Origin of the sequence: Mycetocola tolaasinivorans (assembly GCF_003667565.1) — a bacterium.
GTDB lineage: Bacteria > Actinomycetota > Actinomycetes > Actinomycetales > Microbacteriaceae > Mycetocola > Mycetocola tolaasinivorans.
Map to the genome: position 1 here is coordinate 48,756 of NZ_RCUX01000002.1, position 15,323 is coordinate 64,078.

A 15,323-nucleotide genomic window follows, 5' to 3' on the forward strand; every position below is an offset into this window, starting at 1 on the left:
CCGCACCCCGTTCGGGGAGCGGGGCCGCCGCTGGCTTTGGGCCTAGTGCGTGCGGTCCGCCCGTACCCCGTCCGCGCGCACGCCCGCCTCGGGAGAGAGGTCGAGGCGGCGCAGCAGCTGGGCGTTCGCTGCCACGATGATGGTCGAGAGCGACATCAGGATCGCGCCCACCGACATCGGCAGCACAAACCCGATGGGCGCGAGCACTCCCGCGGCCAGCGGCACCGAGAGCAGGTTGTAGCCGGCCGCCCACCAGAGGTTCTGTCGCATCTTGCGGTAGCTCGCGCGGGAGAGCTCGATCACCGAGAGCACCGAGCGGGGATCGTCGCTCGCCAGGATCACCCCGGCCGAGGCGATCGCCACGTCCGTGCCCGCGCCGATCGCGATGCCCACGTCCGCACGGGCGAGCGCCGGAGCGTCGTTTACGCCGTCGCCCACCATCGCGACCACGTGCCCCTCGGCTTGCAGCTCGGCGACGCGCGCCGCCTTGTCCTCGGGCCGTACCCCGGCAAAGACGCGGGTGATGCCCAGCTCCGCGGCCACCGAGTGGGCCACGGCCTCGGCATCGCCGGTGATCATGACCGGTTCGATACCCAGGTGCTGCAGTGCCGCGACGGCCTCGCGAGACTCCGGCCGAACCTCATCGGCGAGCTTCAGCGCACCCACCACCTGGCCGTCGACGAGCACGTGCAGGATGATCGCGCCCTCAGCCCGCCAGGCATCGGACACCGCGAGCTCCGCTGCCGCATGCTCGGCCAGTAGACCGGGCCCGCCCACCCCCACCTCGTGAGAGCCCACGGTTGCACGCACGCCCAGCGCGGGGGCGGAGGTGAAGTTCTGCGCGGAATCCAGCGTGAGCGAGCGGTCGGCGGACGCTGCCACGATCGCGCGTGCCAGCGGATGCTCCGAATCGGACTCGGCCGCCGCCGCGAGGGCGAGCAGCTCATCTTCGGTGAGCGTGCTCTCCGGTGCCACCGCCACGGTCTCGACCCGGGGTTCACCGCGCGTCAGGGTACCGGTCTTGTCAAAGAGCACGCTGCCGACGCCGCGCATGCTCTCGAGCGCGAGGCGGTCGGTGATCAGGATACCCCCACGGGCGGCCCGCTCGGTCGCGATCGACACCACCAGCGGAATGGCCAGCCCGAGGGCGTGCGGGCAGGCAATCACGAGCACCGTGATGGTGCGCACCACGGCGTCATCCGGCATTCCGAGCAGCACCCAGACCAGCGCGGTGATGAGCGCCGACCCCAGGGCAAACCAGAACAGCCAGCCGGCGGCGCGATCGGCGAGGCGCTGAGCGCGCGATGAGGAGGCCTGAGCCTCGGACACCAGGCGCTGGATTCCGGCCAGGGCGGTATCGCCACCCACCGCGCTCACGCGCAGGCGCAGGCCGGAGTCGGTCGCGACGGTGCCCGCCACCACCGCGTCGCCGGGGCCGCGATGCACCGGGCGTGACTCCCCGGTGATCATCGACTCATCGATATCCGCGGCACCGGACTCGATCCGGGCATCCGCCGGTACGCGGCCGCCCGGGCGCACCACCACCCGATCGCCCACCCGCAGGTCGGCGGGGGAGACCCGCTCGATCGCCTCGGCGGTGCCGTCCCCGGTGAGGCGTTCGGCCTCGTCGGGCAGAAGGGCGGCGAGGGAGTCCAACGCCGAGGAGGTCTGCGCGAGCGAGCGCATTTCGATCCAGTGCCCCAGCAGCATGATCACGATGAGTAGCGCGAGCTCCCACCAGAAGTCGAGTTCGTGGCTGAGGAGGCCGAGGCTGGCACCCCAGGAGGAGACAAATGCCACGGTGATGGCCAGGGCGATGAGCAGCATCATGCCGGGCTTGCGTGCCCGCAGCTCATCCACCGCGCCGGTGAGGAAGGGTTTGCCGCCCCAGACGTACATCACCGTGCCGAGGATCGGGGAGACCCACGGGAGCCCGGGAATATCGGGGAGCGTGTAGCCGAGGATGTGGGCGAACATCCCGGAGAGCACTGTTACGGGCACGGCGATGACCAGCATGATCCAGAACAGGCGGCGGAAGACGGCCACGTGTCCGGCGTGCCCGCCATGGCCCGCGTGGGCGTCGTGTTCCGCGTGCCCGTCGTGGCCGGAGTGCGCGTCGTGACTGGCGTGCGCGTCCTGGCCCGCGTGCGCGGAGTGATCCTCGTGTGTGTGCGCGGCCTCTCCGGGGGTGGTGCCGTGAGAGTTTCGGGTGTTCTTCTCGTCGGTCATGGCACCCAGGCTATACCCCCAAGGGGTATACGTCTAGGCGTGACCGTTCGCCGTCAGCGAGGAGGGCTGCGTCCCTAGGCGGGGAAAATCTTACCGATCGGCTCGCGCTTTTCCGCCTGGAAGCGGTCCTCCGCGCGGCCGTGAGCCCAGTAGCCCGAGAGCGAGAGCTGCGAGCGCTCGAGCTCGCGCTCGGTGATGAACACCTCGCGCAGGGCCTTCATCGATTCGCGCTCGCCGTGGGCGAAGACGTGTACGCGGCCCTCGAGCCAGGTCAGGGCGGTGATCGCATCGGCGAGGAGGCGCGGGGTATCCTCGGTGCGCTCGCCACGGATGATCCAGTGCACGGCCACGCCGTCCGGGCCGCTCAGGGTCGGGCGGTCATCCTCGGACTCGATTTCGACCACCGCGATGCCGCGGGCATCCTCGGGGAGAGACTCAACGGCGGCCGCAATTGCGGGGAACGCCGACTCGTCGCCGACGAAGAGGTGCCAGTCGGCCTCCAGGTCGGGGGTGTATGCGCCGCCGGGGCCGGCGAAGACTACGCGGTCGCCGAGTGCCGCATCGGCCGCCCAGGGGCCGGCGAGGCCCTCGTCGCCGTGCACCACGAAGTCGACATCCAGGGTGCGCTCCTCGGTGTTGACCCGGCGCACGGTGTACGTGCGGGTCACCGGAAGGTCTTCGGGGGCGAGGGTTTCGCGCAGCGCCGCAACGTCATAGGGGGGCTCGAGCTCAAGCTCGGGCTTGGTGAAGAAAATCTTGATGTACTTATCGGTGGCGTCGTTGGAGACGAAGTCATCGAAGCCGGGGCCGCCGAGGGTCAGGCGCACGAGGTGAGGGGTCAGCCAGTTACGCGCGACCACCTCAAGGACGGTCTGCGGGCGTGCGGGGCGGCTGGGGCTGGGGGTCGTGCTCATAATGCTCATTCTGCACCGTCCGCGCCGGAATTGCACTCGCGGTTGGCTGTTTTTGCCGTGACCCACGTTTGAGGGGTGACCTAAACCCCGGAATCACGCGGAAGTGCCCCGGCACGCTGTGGGCGAAATCCACCCGGTGCCGGTCGAATCTCCCCGGAGATAGCCCGCGAAAGCGGGTGAGGCCTCACGCCTCGCTCTCCGGGAGGCCGTGAGCGGCGGCGCGATCGAGCCAGTCTCGCACCAGGGGCCCCACGACTGCCGGCCGCTCGATGTGAAGGTTGTGCCCGGCACCATCGAGAACCACAAAACTGCCGCGCGGATAGTGGCCGCGGAGTGCGAGGCCATCCTCAAACCCCACGATCTGATCCTGCCGGCCAAAGAGGTGGAGCGAGGGGGCCGCGAAGGAGGGCTGGGATAGCTCGGGATCGGGGGCGTCCGTGTATGTTTCGGTCAGGCGGTCGAGGACGACGGCATTCGCACCGCGTACTCCGGGGAGGACAAAGCGCTCAAATGCGTCCAGGGTCTCGAAGGTGTGAATGACGGCCATGCTCTCGAATTCGCCGCGGGCATCACCGGCGCGCTCCAGAACGTCGGCGTCGTGCGTGACCACCCGGTGCGCGGGCAGGGTGCGTTCGGCGTGGTTCATCCGGAAGGCCCCGGCGAGGGTGGCGAGGCCGAGGCAGCGCTCGGGCAGCGCATGCGCGAGGTGGCGCGCGATCAGCGCGCCGAAGGAGTTGCCGAGTACGGCAAACGGCTGCTGGCCGATGAGGTCCGAAACCTCGGTGAGGACGCTCGCGGCGAGCTCTCGCGGGCTACCCACCCCGGAATCCTCCGCACCCTCTGCCCAGGGGAGGTCCAGATAGATGCGCTGCCAGCCGAGATTGCCCACCATCTCCTCCAGGGGGAGCAGGATGCGATGATCCACCCCGAAGCCGTGGATCATGATGAGCGGTGTTCCCGTGCCGTGCACCCGTGCGATCATTTCCCGATCCTAACTCGACCGGTGCCTGATCGGGGAGGGGTGGGCGCTCGGCTAGGCTTCGTCGGGAGGGGTGGCCACGGCGCACCCCGACACCCGAAAGGCACGCATCATGTCCTCCTCCCTGCTGGAAACCTCACGCGTGGACATCAACGTGGATAATCCGCTGGTGGACTACCTGCCCCAGGGGGAGGCACCGCGCCTCGCCTCGCACCGGATCGAAACCCCGCCGGAGATGCGGGAGGGGCGCACCTGGCCGCTGCACGCGCACCACACCCACGAACTGCTGTGGGGGATCGAGGGCGTGGTGATCCTGCGCACCGAAACGGCGATCTATGCGGTGCCGGGCGGCGCAAGCATCTGGGTGCCCGCGGGAATCGCGCACGAGGTGCATGCGGGGCCCGGAAGCGCGCTGCTCTGCAGCTGGTTTGCCGATGAGGGGGAGCGCCCGGGCCTCGAGCACGTGGCGGTGCTGGTGACCCCGACGCTGCTGGACCAGGTGCTGGACCACCTGATGGTGCGCGACCTGAGTGCGCCGGAGCGGGCGAATGCCGAGGCCTTCGCGCTGGATCTGCTGGAGCCCACCCCGCGTCTCGTGGTGGATGTTCCGCTTCCGCACACCCCCTGGCTGCGCGTCATCACCGACGCCCTGCTGGAGCGACCCGCGGATGACCGCACGGTCGAGGAGTGGGCAGCACTCTGCCGGGTGAGCGTGCGCACCCTCATGCGACACTTTCAGGCGGAGACGGGGCTGTCGTTTTCGGGGTGGCGCACCGAGGTACGGATGCGGTTTGCCATTCAGCGTTTGACCCTCGGAGACAGCGTGGCCACGGTGGCGCGCGGCACCGGGTTTCGCACCGCTGCCGCGTTTGGTGCGGCCTTTCGAAAGCACACGGGGGTGACCCCGGGAACCTTCCTTCGGGTGGGGGTGCTCTCCGCGGCGGAGGAGGCCGAGGCGTCGTCACTCGAACGGGGCACCGAGAATCCCTCACGATGACCGATTTTTGATGTAACTCGACCAGATTTTGCACGATACCCTCTGTTTCGGGCTTGTGGGGTGCCGTTGTCGCTGGTGATAATTAGGCATCCCTTACCTAAGTCTCAGGAGTTAGCTGTGCCTCGTCCCACCCGTTCCCTTGCCCGCGCGCTGCGCGCCTCCGCCGCGGTGGCCGCCCTCACCCTCACCGCCGGCCTGCTCTCCGCCTGCTCCACCGGCGCGGCTCCCGCCAGCAGCGAGGGCGCGAGCGCCACCCGCACCTTCGCCTCCGCCTACGGCGACGTCAAGATTCCCGAGAAGCCGCTGCGCGTGGCCGCGGTGTCCTATGACACCCCCTGGCAGCTGATGTCCCTCGACGTGAAACCGGTCGCCGCCCAGGACTACGGCAAGTGGATCAAGGAGTTCTCCGACACGCAGCAGGACTTCGTGAAGGGTGTGCCCACCGCGGGCAGCTTCGGTGAGCTCAACTACGAGGCCCTGGCCGCCACCAAGCCCGACCTCATCGTGGGCGATGCCTACGAGATCGATGAGTCCGTCTACAAGCGGCTCTCGGCCATCGCCCCCACGGCCATCGCCAAGGGAAAGGACCGCGGAGACTGGCAGGGCCTCACCGAGCAGATCGCCGAGGCCGTGGGAAAGACCGACGCCTGGAAGGGTGCGAAGTCCACGTATGAGACCGAGCGCGATCGCATCAAGACCACCTATGCGGCGCAGATTTCCGGAAACTCCTGGGCCCACTTCTCCCTCGGGGACGATGCCGGACAGTTCTCGATTCAGGAACCCACCGGGGCCATCGGTAACCTCGTGGTCAACGAACTGGGCATGAAGTATGGCCCCGGCGTTCCCACCAACTACGACGCCAGCGGCTACCACTCGTACCCGTTTGAGCAGCTCGGCACGGTATTCACCGGCGTAAGCGTGGCGCTGCACCCCATCAACCAGGATGGCAGCGTGCCGCAGGGCATTCAGGACGTCCTGAACAATGATCTCTTCACCCGGCTGCCCGTGGCCCAGGCGAAGCACGTGTACGGCCTGAAGACCAGCATCACCGACTACGTGACCGCCACCGAGTGGCTGCACGAGGTCGAAAAGACCGTGCTCTCCGCCCTCTAGGATGACCACTGCTCCACCCACACCGAAACGCCCGACCGCACAGGCTCTGCCCGCGGCCGGGCGTTCCGGTGGTGCTCTCACCCTGTGGTTTCTCGCCGCCCTCGGTACCCTCATCGTGCTGGCCCTGCTGAGCCTCTCGGTGGGTTCGAAGATGATCCCGCCCGCGGACGTGCTGGCCGGCGTCCTCGCACCCACCGGTACCGAAAACGATCTGATCATCTCGGGGGTGCGCATTCCGCGCACCCTGCTGTGCATCGCCGCGGGGGCCGCCCTGGCGGTGGCCGGCACCCTGATGCAGGCACTCACCCGCAACCCGCTGGCCGACCCGGGCATCCTCGGTGTCAACGCCGGGGCGGCACTCGGGGTTGCCCTCGGATACATCGTGTTTGGCGTGGGCGGGTTCCTCAACTCGCTGTGGTTTGCCTACGCCGGAGCGATCCTGGCCACCCTCGTGGTGTATGTGCTGGCCTCCACGGGCGGCCCCGCCTCGATCACCCCGACGCGGCTGACGCTCTCCGGTGTTGCGGTGGGTGCGGTGCTCGGCGGCATCACCTCCGCCATGTCGCTGTCGAACCCGAAGGCGTTTGACAGCCTGCGCTTCTGGTCGGCGGGCTCTGTTGCTGGGCGGGAGATGGACGTGGTGTCGATCGCGCTTCCGGTCATCGCGATCGCGCTGGTTCTTGCGCTGGCACTGGGTCGCGGCCTCAACGCGCTCTCCCTCGGAGACGACCTCGCGGCCTCTCTCGGAAGCCGCACCGGGGCCACGCGTGCCCTCGGGGCCGTGGCCGTCACGGTGCTGTGCGGCACGGCCACGGCGGCCGCCGGGCCCATCGGCTTTGTGGGGCTCATGGTGCCGCACTCCCTGCGGCCGCTGGTGGGGCCGGATCAGCGCTGGCTACTGGCCTTCTCCGTTGTGTGCGGCCCCATTCTTCTGCTCGCGGCGGATCTCGTGGGCCGCACGATCGCGCGACCGCACGAGCTCTCGGTGGGCGTGATCACCGCGTTTGTGGGTGCGCCCATCCTCGTCTGGCTCGCCCTGCGCCGCCGTGGGCGGATCACGTGAGTGCGCCCGGTGCGCTGAGCGTTCCGGTGCGGGCCGTGCGTCGGCGAGCACGCATCGCCACCATCCTGCTGGGCGTCGCGGTTGCCGCGCTCGCCCTGTATCTGCTGTCCACCGGGGAACTGCCCTTCACCCCGGGGCAGGTCCTCGCCGCGCTCGCCGGCCAGGATGCAGGCGGCGCGGGACTGATCGTCCGCGAGTGGCGCGCCCCGCGCGTGCTGCTGGCGATCCTGATCGGCGCGGCCCTGGCCCTCAGCGGGGCGCTGTTTCAGATCATCACCCGCAATCCCCTCGGCAGCCCCGACATTATCGGGTTCACCACCGGTGCCTACACCGGGGCGCTGCTGGTCATGCTCGGCGGAGGTAGCGCGCTGCTGTCGGTGTCCGCGGCATCGGTTGTCGGCGGGCTCCTGACCGCGGCCGTGATCTGGCTCCTCGTGATGCGACGCGGGGCGAGCGGTTTTCGGCTGATCGTGGTGGGTATCGCGATTACCGCGATGCTCAACTCGTTCAACATCTGGATCGTCACCACGGTGGATCAGAAGGAGGCACTGAGCGCAGCCATCTGGGGTGCCGGTTCACTGAACGGCGTGGGGTGGGAGCAGGTTCCGGTGCTGCTCATCACCCTGATGGGTGCGGTGCCCGCCCTCGCGCTGCTCGCCGGGCCGCTGCGCGTGCTGGAGCTCGGCGACGATCTGGCCGCGGCGCTCGGAACGGCACCCGAGCGGGTGCGCCTGGCCGCGATCGTCCTCGGGGTGGTGCTGGTGGCCGTGGCCACGGCGATCACCGGACCCATCGCGTTTGTCGCCCTTGCCGCCCCGCAGATCGCCCGCCGGCTGTGCGCGAGCCCCGGCATCCCGTATGTGGCCACCGCACTGACCGGTGCGCTGATCCTGCTGGCCAGCGACCTGATCGCCACCCGCGCCCTCGCCCCCACACAGCTGCCCACCGGGGTGGTCACCATCTGTGTGGGTGGGGCCTACCTGGCGTGGCTGCTGGGCGTAGAGGGACGGCGGCGACGATGAAAAACCACGCTCAGCGAAACCACCCTCAGCGAAACCACGCCGACAGAAACCAACGTGAAAGGAACCGATCATGAGCCGAGCCGAGGGGCCGATCTATGCGGCACGCGTGGCGGCGATCACCACGCTGAGCCCGCAGATGCGCCGGATCCGGGTGGAGAACGTTTCGGGAGCGCACGTGCCCGGAATCTCCGAGTATCGGGACACCGGGTTTGCGGATGAGTTTGTGACGCTCGGGCTTCCCGCCGCGCACACCAAGATTCGCACGGTGAAGGATCTGGCGACGGCAGACCTCAGCCGCCGGTACTACACGGTTCGCGCGCGCGGGCGCGAATATCTCGATCTCGACTTTGTGCTTCATGGCGCGGGACCGGGGGCCACCTGGGCCACCCATGCGGAGATGGGTGAGTTGATTCTGCTGGGTGAACCGCGCGGCGGGTATGCACCGCCCGCGGGCTGCGAGTGGATCGCCCTGGTGGGGGATGCCACCGCGCTTCCGGCCATCGCTCGGATTCTCGAAAGCCACCTTGGCGACGCCGCCGCGCCGCCGGTTATCGCGGTCATTCAGGTGGCGAATGCCGCGGAGGTCCAGCCCCTGGCCCACCGTCTCGCCGACACCGTGCGCTGGGTGGTTGATGCTGGGGATACCGGGCCACTACCCGAGGCCGTGCGGGATCTCACCGACCGGCCGGGCCACGGATACGTCTGGTTCTCCGGTGAGGCAAGCGAGATGCGCACGGCGCGCGCCCACCTGCGACACACGCTTCGTTGGCCCACCGAGCGCTGGGACACCATGGGGTACTGGCGTCGCGATCACGAGCGTTGGCAGCGTCGTCTGGCGGCGCTGGACCCCGGGGTTACCGCCCAGCTGGATGAGATCTACGCCAATGAGGAGATCGATCCCGAGCTGGCTCGTGACCGGGCGGATTCCCTCCTGGCACCGTTCGGGCTCTAGGCCTGGTCTCTGCCCACGGCACCCCACACGGAAGGGCACGCCCCCGGTTTCCCGGGAACGTGCCCTTCTCTTGCGCGTCGTGCGCGGGTGAGACGGTCGGTTAGCCGATTTCGCTCACGTCGCGACGTCCGCGGGCGCGCATTGCGAGCCCGCCGAGGAGGAGCATCAGGATTCCGCCGACGGTCAGTGCGGCGATTCCCGAGGATCCGGTGTGGGGCAGATCCCCACCCGCGACCGGCGTGGCCGAGGTAGTCGGGGTTCCGGTGCCCGGAGCCTCGCTCACCGGCGCACCGCTGGCCGAAGCCTCGGCGGTCGTGGTGCCCGGGGCCGTGGTGCTGGCCTCGGGGGACGGCGAGACCGGGGTGCCCGTGGGCTCAACGGACGGTTCGTCACTCGGCACCTTGGTCGGCACCTCGCTCGAACCATCGGTCGGCGTCACGGTGGGTACTTCGGAGCCTTCGTCGGTGGGCTGCGAGGTCGGGACCTCGGAGCTTTCGTCGGTCGGCGTCACGGTGGGTACTTCGGAGCTTTCGTCGGTGGGCTGCGAGGTCGGGACTTCGGAGCTTTCGTCGGTGGGCTGCGAGGTCGGTACCTCGGAGCTTTCGTCGGTGGGCTGCGAGGTCGGTACCTCGGAGGTTTCGTCGGTCGGGGTGGCGGTTGAGGTGGGCATCGCGGTGGAGGGCACCTCGATCACCTCAAAGTTCACCGAGGTCGGGCCAGCGCCGGTGCGGAACGCATCGCCGGCGTAGGTTGCGGAAATCGACCCCTGACCGAGCGTCTGGGTGGGCACCGCGATGCGTGCGACTCCGTCCGCATCCAGGGGAATCGAAACCAGGGGTCCGCCGAGGCTGAACGTCACCGCGCCGCCGAGCGGCTCCACATCGCTGCCGGCACCGGTCACCGTGGCGGTGATGGTGCTCGAGCCGCCGAGGTACGGTCGTGCATTGGAGATGCCCAAGACCAGCGTGCTCGTGGCTGCGGTCACGCTCTGAGTGTGCTCGAGGCTGTCCGAGGTGGCAAACGCATCGGTGCCGATGTACCGGGCCGAGACCTCGTGGTCGCCCAGGGCGAGCAGGGAGGATTCGAGAGTGCTGGATCCGTAGCGCAGCGCAACCGGGTCGCCATCGGGCTGGCCATCCACGTACAGCTGGACGCTACCGCCGATCACCTCCGGGCCGAGAACGCTGAACAGCGTGCGAGCCGCAGCCAGGGTGGGAACCACGGGCGGTGCCGCGGCCCGCACGGTGGCGGTGAAGGCGAGCGGGGTGCCCCACTCGGCGCCGGTCTGCTGAGCGGTCAGCGTGGTCACCGAGGCGAGCGCGGACACGTGCAGTTCCACGGCCTCCGCGGTGCCTCCGGCAGCAACGGTGTCCGATCCGGCGAAGCTCGCGGTGATCTCGCGGTCGCCGCCGTTCAGGGGCGTGGACTGGATGCGGACGGTGGGGACGCCACCCTCGAGTGCGAGGGGGCCCGAACCGATGCGGTTGCCGTCGGCATAGAAGGTGACGATGCCGGTCGGGGTTGCCTGACCGGGGGTGACAACCTGCGCGGTAGCCTGGAGGGAGACGGTGTCCCCGTGCGAGGGCTGCGAGGTCAGGACCTCAACGTTCAGGGCAACCTGAGCAGCGGTGATGGTGTGGGTCACGCGACCCGAACCGGACTCCTGAATCACCGGGGTTCCGTTGTACGCGGCACTGACCGAAATGGTGCGGGCCGAGGTCAGGGCGGAGGCGGGCAGCGCGACGGTGGCGATGCCATCGTCATTGAGCGTCGCCGCGGGGAGAGCCGTGCCGTCAACGGTCAGGACCACCGAACCACTGGGGGTGCCATCCGGAGAGGTCACCGCGATGGTGGCGTCTACCGGCTGGCCCACAACCGTCGAGGTGGCGGGGAAGGTGACGGTGACCGCGCTGGTCGGGCGGTATGCCCGCACGGCGATCGGACCCGAGACCGAACCGACGTAGTTCGGGGAGCTGGGGGGAAGATAGGTCGCGGTGTAGGCGCGCAGTTCGACCTCGTTCAGGGTCTGATCGAGCGTCGCAACGCCATCGACCAGATCGGCCGTCCCGATCACGCCGCTACCATCGGCAAACCGCACCTGACCCGTGGGCACACCCTCCGAGGGGGCTTCCGCAGCGACGGTGGCGCTCAGCGTGCGCGGGGTACGGATGGGGGCAGATGCGCGGTCCACGCTCAGCGTGGTGGTGGTGGGCGAAGCCTGGACGGTTACCGTACGCTCGGCGATGGTCGAGGCACCGAATCCGGCGTGGGCCGGCACAAACCTGAGCGAGTACTTGAGGGCACCCACGACGGTGCCGCCGTAGCGGAGGGTCGCGGTTCCCGCATCGTCGACATTGACGGTCTCCACGACGGTGTTGCCGACGGTGAGGGCCACGGCACCCACCGGGGTCTTGCCGCCACTCACCCGGTTGGAAACCAGAGCGTTCACGATCAGCGGGGTACCCGCGGTGATCGTGCTGGGCGAGGTGCTGGTTGCCGTCAGGGTGGTGGGATCGGTGACCACGTAGGTCACCGTCACCGATCCGCTGGCACCGGCAGGAGCGAGCTCCGTGGTTGACCCGGATAGCCGGGACAGGGATTTTCCGCCCGCGCCGCCGCCACCGGCTGCACCGAGCTTGGCCGTTCCTCCGTTTCCGCCCAAACCAAATTCGGAGCCTCCGCCGCCTCCGCCGCCTCCGCCGGAGCGGAAGCTTTGGTCGGTCACAGCGGTCGCGGCTACACCGTTCGGGCTCTGCCACCAGTTTCCTGAGGAGCCCGTGCCGCCAGATGCCCGTCCGGAACAACCGGTTGCTCCGCCGGCCGAACCAGCGGTTTCGGCATTACCGCCGGCACCGCCAATTGCGCAGTCCTCGAGCCCCTGAGCCGTGAGACCCTGCCCGCCCGCGCCGCCGCCTCCTGCGGCAAGTACCAGGATGTTTGACGCCAGGTAAAGCTGAGTGCCGCCGCCGCCGCCAGCTCCCCGATAGTTTGCGTACTCGTTATTGGTCTCGCGATTTTTTCCCGCACCAGCCGCACCGCGTCCGGGGCCATAAAGATCCGTCGTGTCCCTGCCGTCCTGCCCGCCGGCGGGGCCGTCCTGGCCACGCCCACCAACTGCAATTTCGTATCTTTGTCCGGGGGAAACCGCTCGAGTACCCGTGATACTTGCGCCCTGTCCGCCGCGCGCTCCCGGGGTGTTTCCACCGGAGGCACCGTTGACAGTGAACGTCGCCGACGTGACGTTTGCGGGTACCGTCCAGGTGCTGTTTGCCGTGAACGTGGTGCTCACGGGGGTGGGCTCGGCCGGAGTCGGGGCGGCCGCTACCGGCCCGCCCGCGATCAGGACGCCCGAGGCACCGAGTGCCAGGGCGGTGATGAGCGCGGTGACCTGGCGCGAACGACGCCTCGGTTGCGCATGACGTGGGGGTTGCATGAAAGTCCTTTCGGGAGGATGAATGGACGCTCGCACGAGGCGGCCACGATGAGGGCGGCAGGGTCCAGATTCGACGGTAGAAGAATGCGATATTGTCAACATCCGTAATCGCTACGTAAGATTGCGTTTTGGGTGTCGAGTCATCGGCTACCCTAAAAAACACCCCACCCCGAACCCCGAAAAACCCATGACTCCCACACCCTTAGGATCGTGGCCGCGCGTACCCGACGCGCACACCCAGGCCACCGTAACGCGCGCGCTCGCCGCATCCGGGATCGTCCTCCACGGCGGCCCCGGCATCGGCCTGAGCACGCTCGCCGCCCATGCCGTCCTCGACGATGCCCGTGAACTCGGCCGGCCCGAACTCATCCATGTGCCCGCACCGGATCGCCTCGATGCCGAGGCCGCCGAGGCGCTGGCCGAGCGCGTCCGGTCCGGCAACGCGAGACTCCTGGTGGAGAGCCACCAGCCGATGCGGATGCCCGAACCCCTCGTGCGGCTGTGGCGCGAGGGTACTCTTTCCCGACACGAGGTGACCGGGCTCACCCCCGACTCCGTCCACGATCTGCTTTCCCGGCACCTCGGCGGAACCGTCTCTCAACAGGCCGTGCTGCGCATGCACCGCCTCACCCTCGGCAACCCGCTGTACCTGCGTGAGCTCACCCAGAGCCTGCTGGAACAGGGTGGCCTGGTGCGCGATAACGGCGTGTGGGTCTGGGCGGTTCCGCTGGAAATCGGGCCGCGACTGCACGACCTGATGCGCGCGGATCTGGCCCTGCGCACGGAAGCGGAGCGCGATATTCTCGACCTGCTGGCGCTTGCCGGTTCGGTTCCGCTCGCAGCACTGGCCACGGTGACCCCGGATACCGCGCTGGAAAGCCTGCGCATCGACGGGCTCGTGGTGCAGGAGCTCGCACCGGATTCTGGCCCGGCCGGCGCGCGGCTGGCGCATCCGCTGCACGCCGAGATCCTGCGCGATCTGCTCCTTCCGGGGCGACGCCACGCCCTGCTCACCCGACTGCCTCTCGCGGCACCTCGTACCGACGATCCCGAGGCGTATTCGCGCTGGGTGGAGTGGCAGCGTGATTCCGGAGAAAACCCCGACTCGGCGATCCTGATGGACGGGGCACGCGCGGCACGGGCCCGCCAGCGGCCCGAGGCCGCGGTTCGTCTGGCACGTGCCGCGCTCGAACATCCGGATGCCCAGGGCCCGCGGCGGGTCGCCGCGCGGGTGCTGCGCGCCGAGATGTATGCGGAGCTTGGTCGTAACACCGAGGCCCTTGCCGAGCTGGAGGCTGCCGAGGGGATCCTGGCGGAGCTTCCGGCGGAGTCCGTATCCGCGCGGGCCGTGGAGGATGAGCGCGAGAGCGTCTCGATTTCCCTCGTGCGCATGGCCTGGCAGTATGCCGATCTTGATCATCACGGTGGGGCGCCCCTCGCCACCGCTCTCGAACGATTCGCGGCTGCGCGCACCCGGATCGGTGAAAACGCGACCCGAACAACGGAGATTATGCTCGTAGTGGGGCGGCTTCGTCGGCTCGGCGTTGGTGGGCGGCACGACCTCACGGTTGATCCGATTCGCGGGTTGCTGGCCGGGCCGAATGGTCGGCATCCGGGCAGCGTGATCCTGGTCCCGTCGCTGGTGCTAGGCCTCGCCCACCGCGGTGCCCTCGCCGAGGCGCTGGAGCTCGCGGATGCGACGCTGGAGACCGTGGATCACACCCCTTCCAGTTATCACTGGCTGCGCACCGACCTAGTGTTTGCCCGGTTCTGGGCGTGCATGTGGCTCGGCGAACCGAAGCGCGCGATGGAGGTCTTCTCGGCCTCGACCCATGAGGGGCACCACGTGGACCCGGGCCTCGAGCAGGTCGGGATGGCCCACATCAGTGCCGCCTTCGGGAGCTGGACCAACGCGCTGCGCAGCTATCAGGGCGGGCTCTCCTATTTAGAGGTAGCCGATCCACGGGGCTCCCTGGCCATGACCTGGAGCGGGTATGCGCTTGCGCTGCTGCTCTCCGGCGATCACGCGGGGGCGCGCGAGGCGCGGGTGCGGGCACGCGAGAGCGCCGCTCGATCGAGCCGCGAGGTGGAGGGCGAGATCGCCTATAAGCTGCTGCTCGTGGGTTATGGCCTCGGTGATCCCGATCTGCTGCGCAACATCGAGGACTTTGTGGATTACGCGCAGGGGCACGGATTCGTGGTGGACCACGTGCGCGGATTGCACCTGCAGATCCTGGCATCCGGGCGTGCGTCTCGCGCGCAGCTGCTCCCGCTGCTGCGTGCCGCGGCCGCACGGATGGAGGGGCCGCTTGCCGCGCTCCTGCTGCATCACGCGGAGGCGCTCGTCGCCGGGGATGCGGGCCGAGCGGCCGACGCCCTGACCGAGCTGAACGGTGCCGGGGTGTGGCTGCCCGCGCCCTCGATGCGCCTCGCGCTGACTCGCCGTCAGCGTGAGATTGCCGGGCTCGCGGCGGCCGGCGAAACCAACGCGCAGATCGCGCAGCGCCTCACGCTGTCGGTACGAACCGTAGACACCCACATCGCCCACATTTTTACCCGGCTCGGGGTCTCGCGACGCACGGAGCTGGCGCAGGCGCTGTCGGCCGCGTAGGCGGTGTGGG

At 69.0% G+C, this 15,323-nt stretch carries 10 protein-coding genes; 6 read left to right on the top strand and 4 right to left on the bottom strand.

The window, feature by feature from the left end:
- Positions 1-42 precede the first annotated feature (42 nt).
- The 3 genes from D9V32_RS02120 to D9V32_RS02130 all read right to left on the bottom strand — a co-directional run bounded on the left by D9V32_RS02120 (position 43) and on the right by D9V32_RS02130 (position 4,125).
- On the bottom strand, positions 43-2,229 hold the full coding sequence (locus tag D9V32_RS02120) for a heavy metal translocating P-type ATPase (RefSeq protein ID WP_121647258.1): 2,187 nt from the start codon (positions 2,227-2,229) through the stop codon (positions 43-45).
- Between the two features lie 74 nt (positions 2,230-2,303).
- Positions 2,304-3,143, bottom strand: a complete 840-nt coding sequence (locus D9V32_RS02125; protein WP_121647259.1) for a siderophore-interacting protein — start codon at positions 3,141-3,143, stop codon at positions 2,304-2,306.
- Positions 3,144-3,327: 184 nt separating this feature from the next.
- Complete coding sequence (locus D9V32_RS02130) at positions 3,328-4,125, bottom strand: alpha/beta fold hydrolase (protein ID WP_121647260.1); 798 nt, start codon at positions 4,123-4,125, stop codon at positions 3,328-3,330.
- Positions 4,126-4,234: 109 nt separating this feature from the next.
- Here D9V32_RS02130 and D9V32_RS02135 point away from each other — a divergent pair, with 109 nt between their 5' ends.
- The 5 genes from D9V32_RS02135 (at position 4,235) to D9V32_RS02155 (ending at position 9,269) form a co-directional block, all read left to right on the top strand.
- Positions 4,235-5,119 (top strand): helix-turn-helix domain-containing protein, encoded by an 885-nt coding sequence (locus tag D9V32_RS02135; protein ID WP_147440366.1) that lies wholly within the window; start codon positions 4,235-4,237, stop codon positions 5,117-5,119.
- 117 nt (positions 5,120-5,236) lie between these two features.
- Positions 5,237-6,232: an ABC transporter substrate-binding protein gene (locus D9V32_RS02140; protein ID WP_220700637.1), complete on the top strand. Its 996-nt coding sequence runs from the start codon at positions 5,237-5,239 to the stop codon at positions 6,230-6,232.
- Position 6,233: 1 nt separating this feature from the next.
- Entirely contained in the window at positions 6,234-7,295 is a 1,062-nt protein-coding gene (locus D9V32_RS02145; RefSeq protein ID WP_121647262.1) for a FecCD family ABC transporter permease, read from the top strand.
- Positions 7,292-8,317, top strand: a complete 1,026-nt coding sequence (locus D9V32_RS02150) for a FecCD family ABC transporter permease (protein WP_245981952.1) — start codon at positions 7,292-7,294, stop codon at positions 8,315-8,317. Before D9V32_RS02145 ends, D9V32_RS02150 begins: the two co-directional genes overlap by 4 nt.
- A gap of 70 nt (positions 8,318-8,387) precedes the next feature.
- Positions 8,388-9,269: a siderophore-interacting protein gene (locus D9V32_RS02155; protein WP_121647263.1), complete on the top strand. Its 882-nt coding sequence runs from the start codon at positions 8,388-8,390 to the stop codon at positions 9,267-9,269.
- A gap of 100 nt (positions 9,270-9,369) precedes the next feature.
- On the opposite strand, the gene D9V32_RS02160 is transcribed toward D9V32_RS02155, so the two are convergent.
- Entirely contained in the window at positions 9,370-12,702 is a 3,333-nt protein-coding gene (locus D9V32_RS02160; RefSeq protein WP_147440367.1) for a beta strand repeat-containing protein, read from the bottom strand.
- 187 nt (positions 12,703-12,889) lie between these two features.
- Between D9V32_RS02160 and D9V32_RS02170 the strand changes: the two genes are divergently transcribed.
- Positions 12,890-15,313: a helix-turn-helix domain-containing protein gene (locus D9V32_RS02170; RefSeq protein WP_121647266.1), complete on the top strand. Its 2,424-nt coding sequence runs from the start codon at positions 12,890-12,892 to the stop codon at positions 15,311-15,313.
- Positions 15,314-15,323: the final 10 nt, after the last annotated feature.

What these genes read in the sequence shown, in the direction of transcription:
- D9V32_RS02120 (WP_121647258.1), bottom strand. Translation starts at nt 2,229, where the DNA reads ATGACCGACGAGAAGAACACCCGAAACTCTCACGGCACCACCCCCGGA.
- D9V32_RS02125 (WP_121647259.1), bottom strand. Translation starts at nt 3,143, where the DNA reads ATGAGCACGACCCCCAGCCCCAGCCGCCCCGCACGCCCGCAGACCGTC.
- D9V32_RS02130 (WP_121647260.1), bottom strand. Translation starts at nt 4,125, where the DNA reads ATGATCGCACGGGTGCACGGCACGGGAACACCGCTCATCATGATCCAC.
- D9V32_RS02135 (WP_147440366.1), top strand. Translation starts at nt 4,235, where the DNA reads ATGTCCTCCTCCCTGCTGGAAACCTCACGCGTGGACATCAACGTGGAT.
- D9V32_RS02145 (WP_121647262.1), top strand. Translation starts at nt 6,234, where the DNA reads ATGACCACTGCTCCACCCACACCGAAACGCCCGACCGCACAGGCTCTG.
- D9V32_RS02155 (WP_121647263.1), top strand. Translation starts at nt 8,388, where the DNA reads ATGAGCCGAGCCGAGGGGCCGATCTATGCGGCACGCGTGGCGGCGATC.
- D9V32_RS02160 (WP_147440367.1), bottom strand. Translation starts at nt 12,702, where the DNA reads ATGCAACCCCCACGTCATGCGCAACCGAGGCGTCGTTCGCGCCAGGTC.
- D9V32_RS02170 (WP_121647266.1), top strand. Translation starts at nt 12,890, where the DNA reads ATGACTCCCACACCCTTAGGATCGTGGCCGCGCGTACCCGACGCGCAC.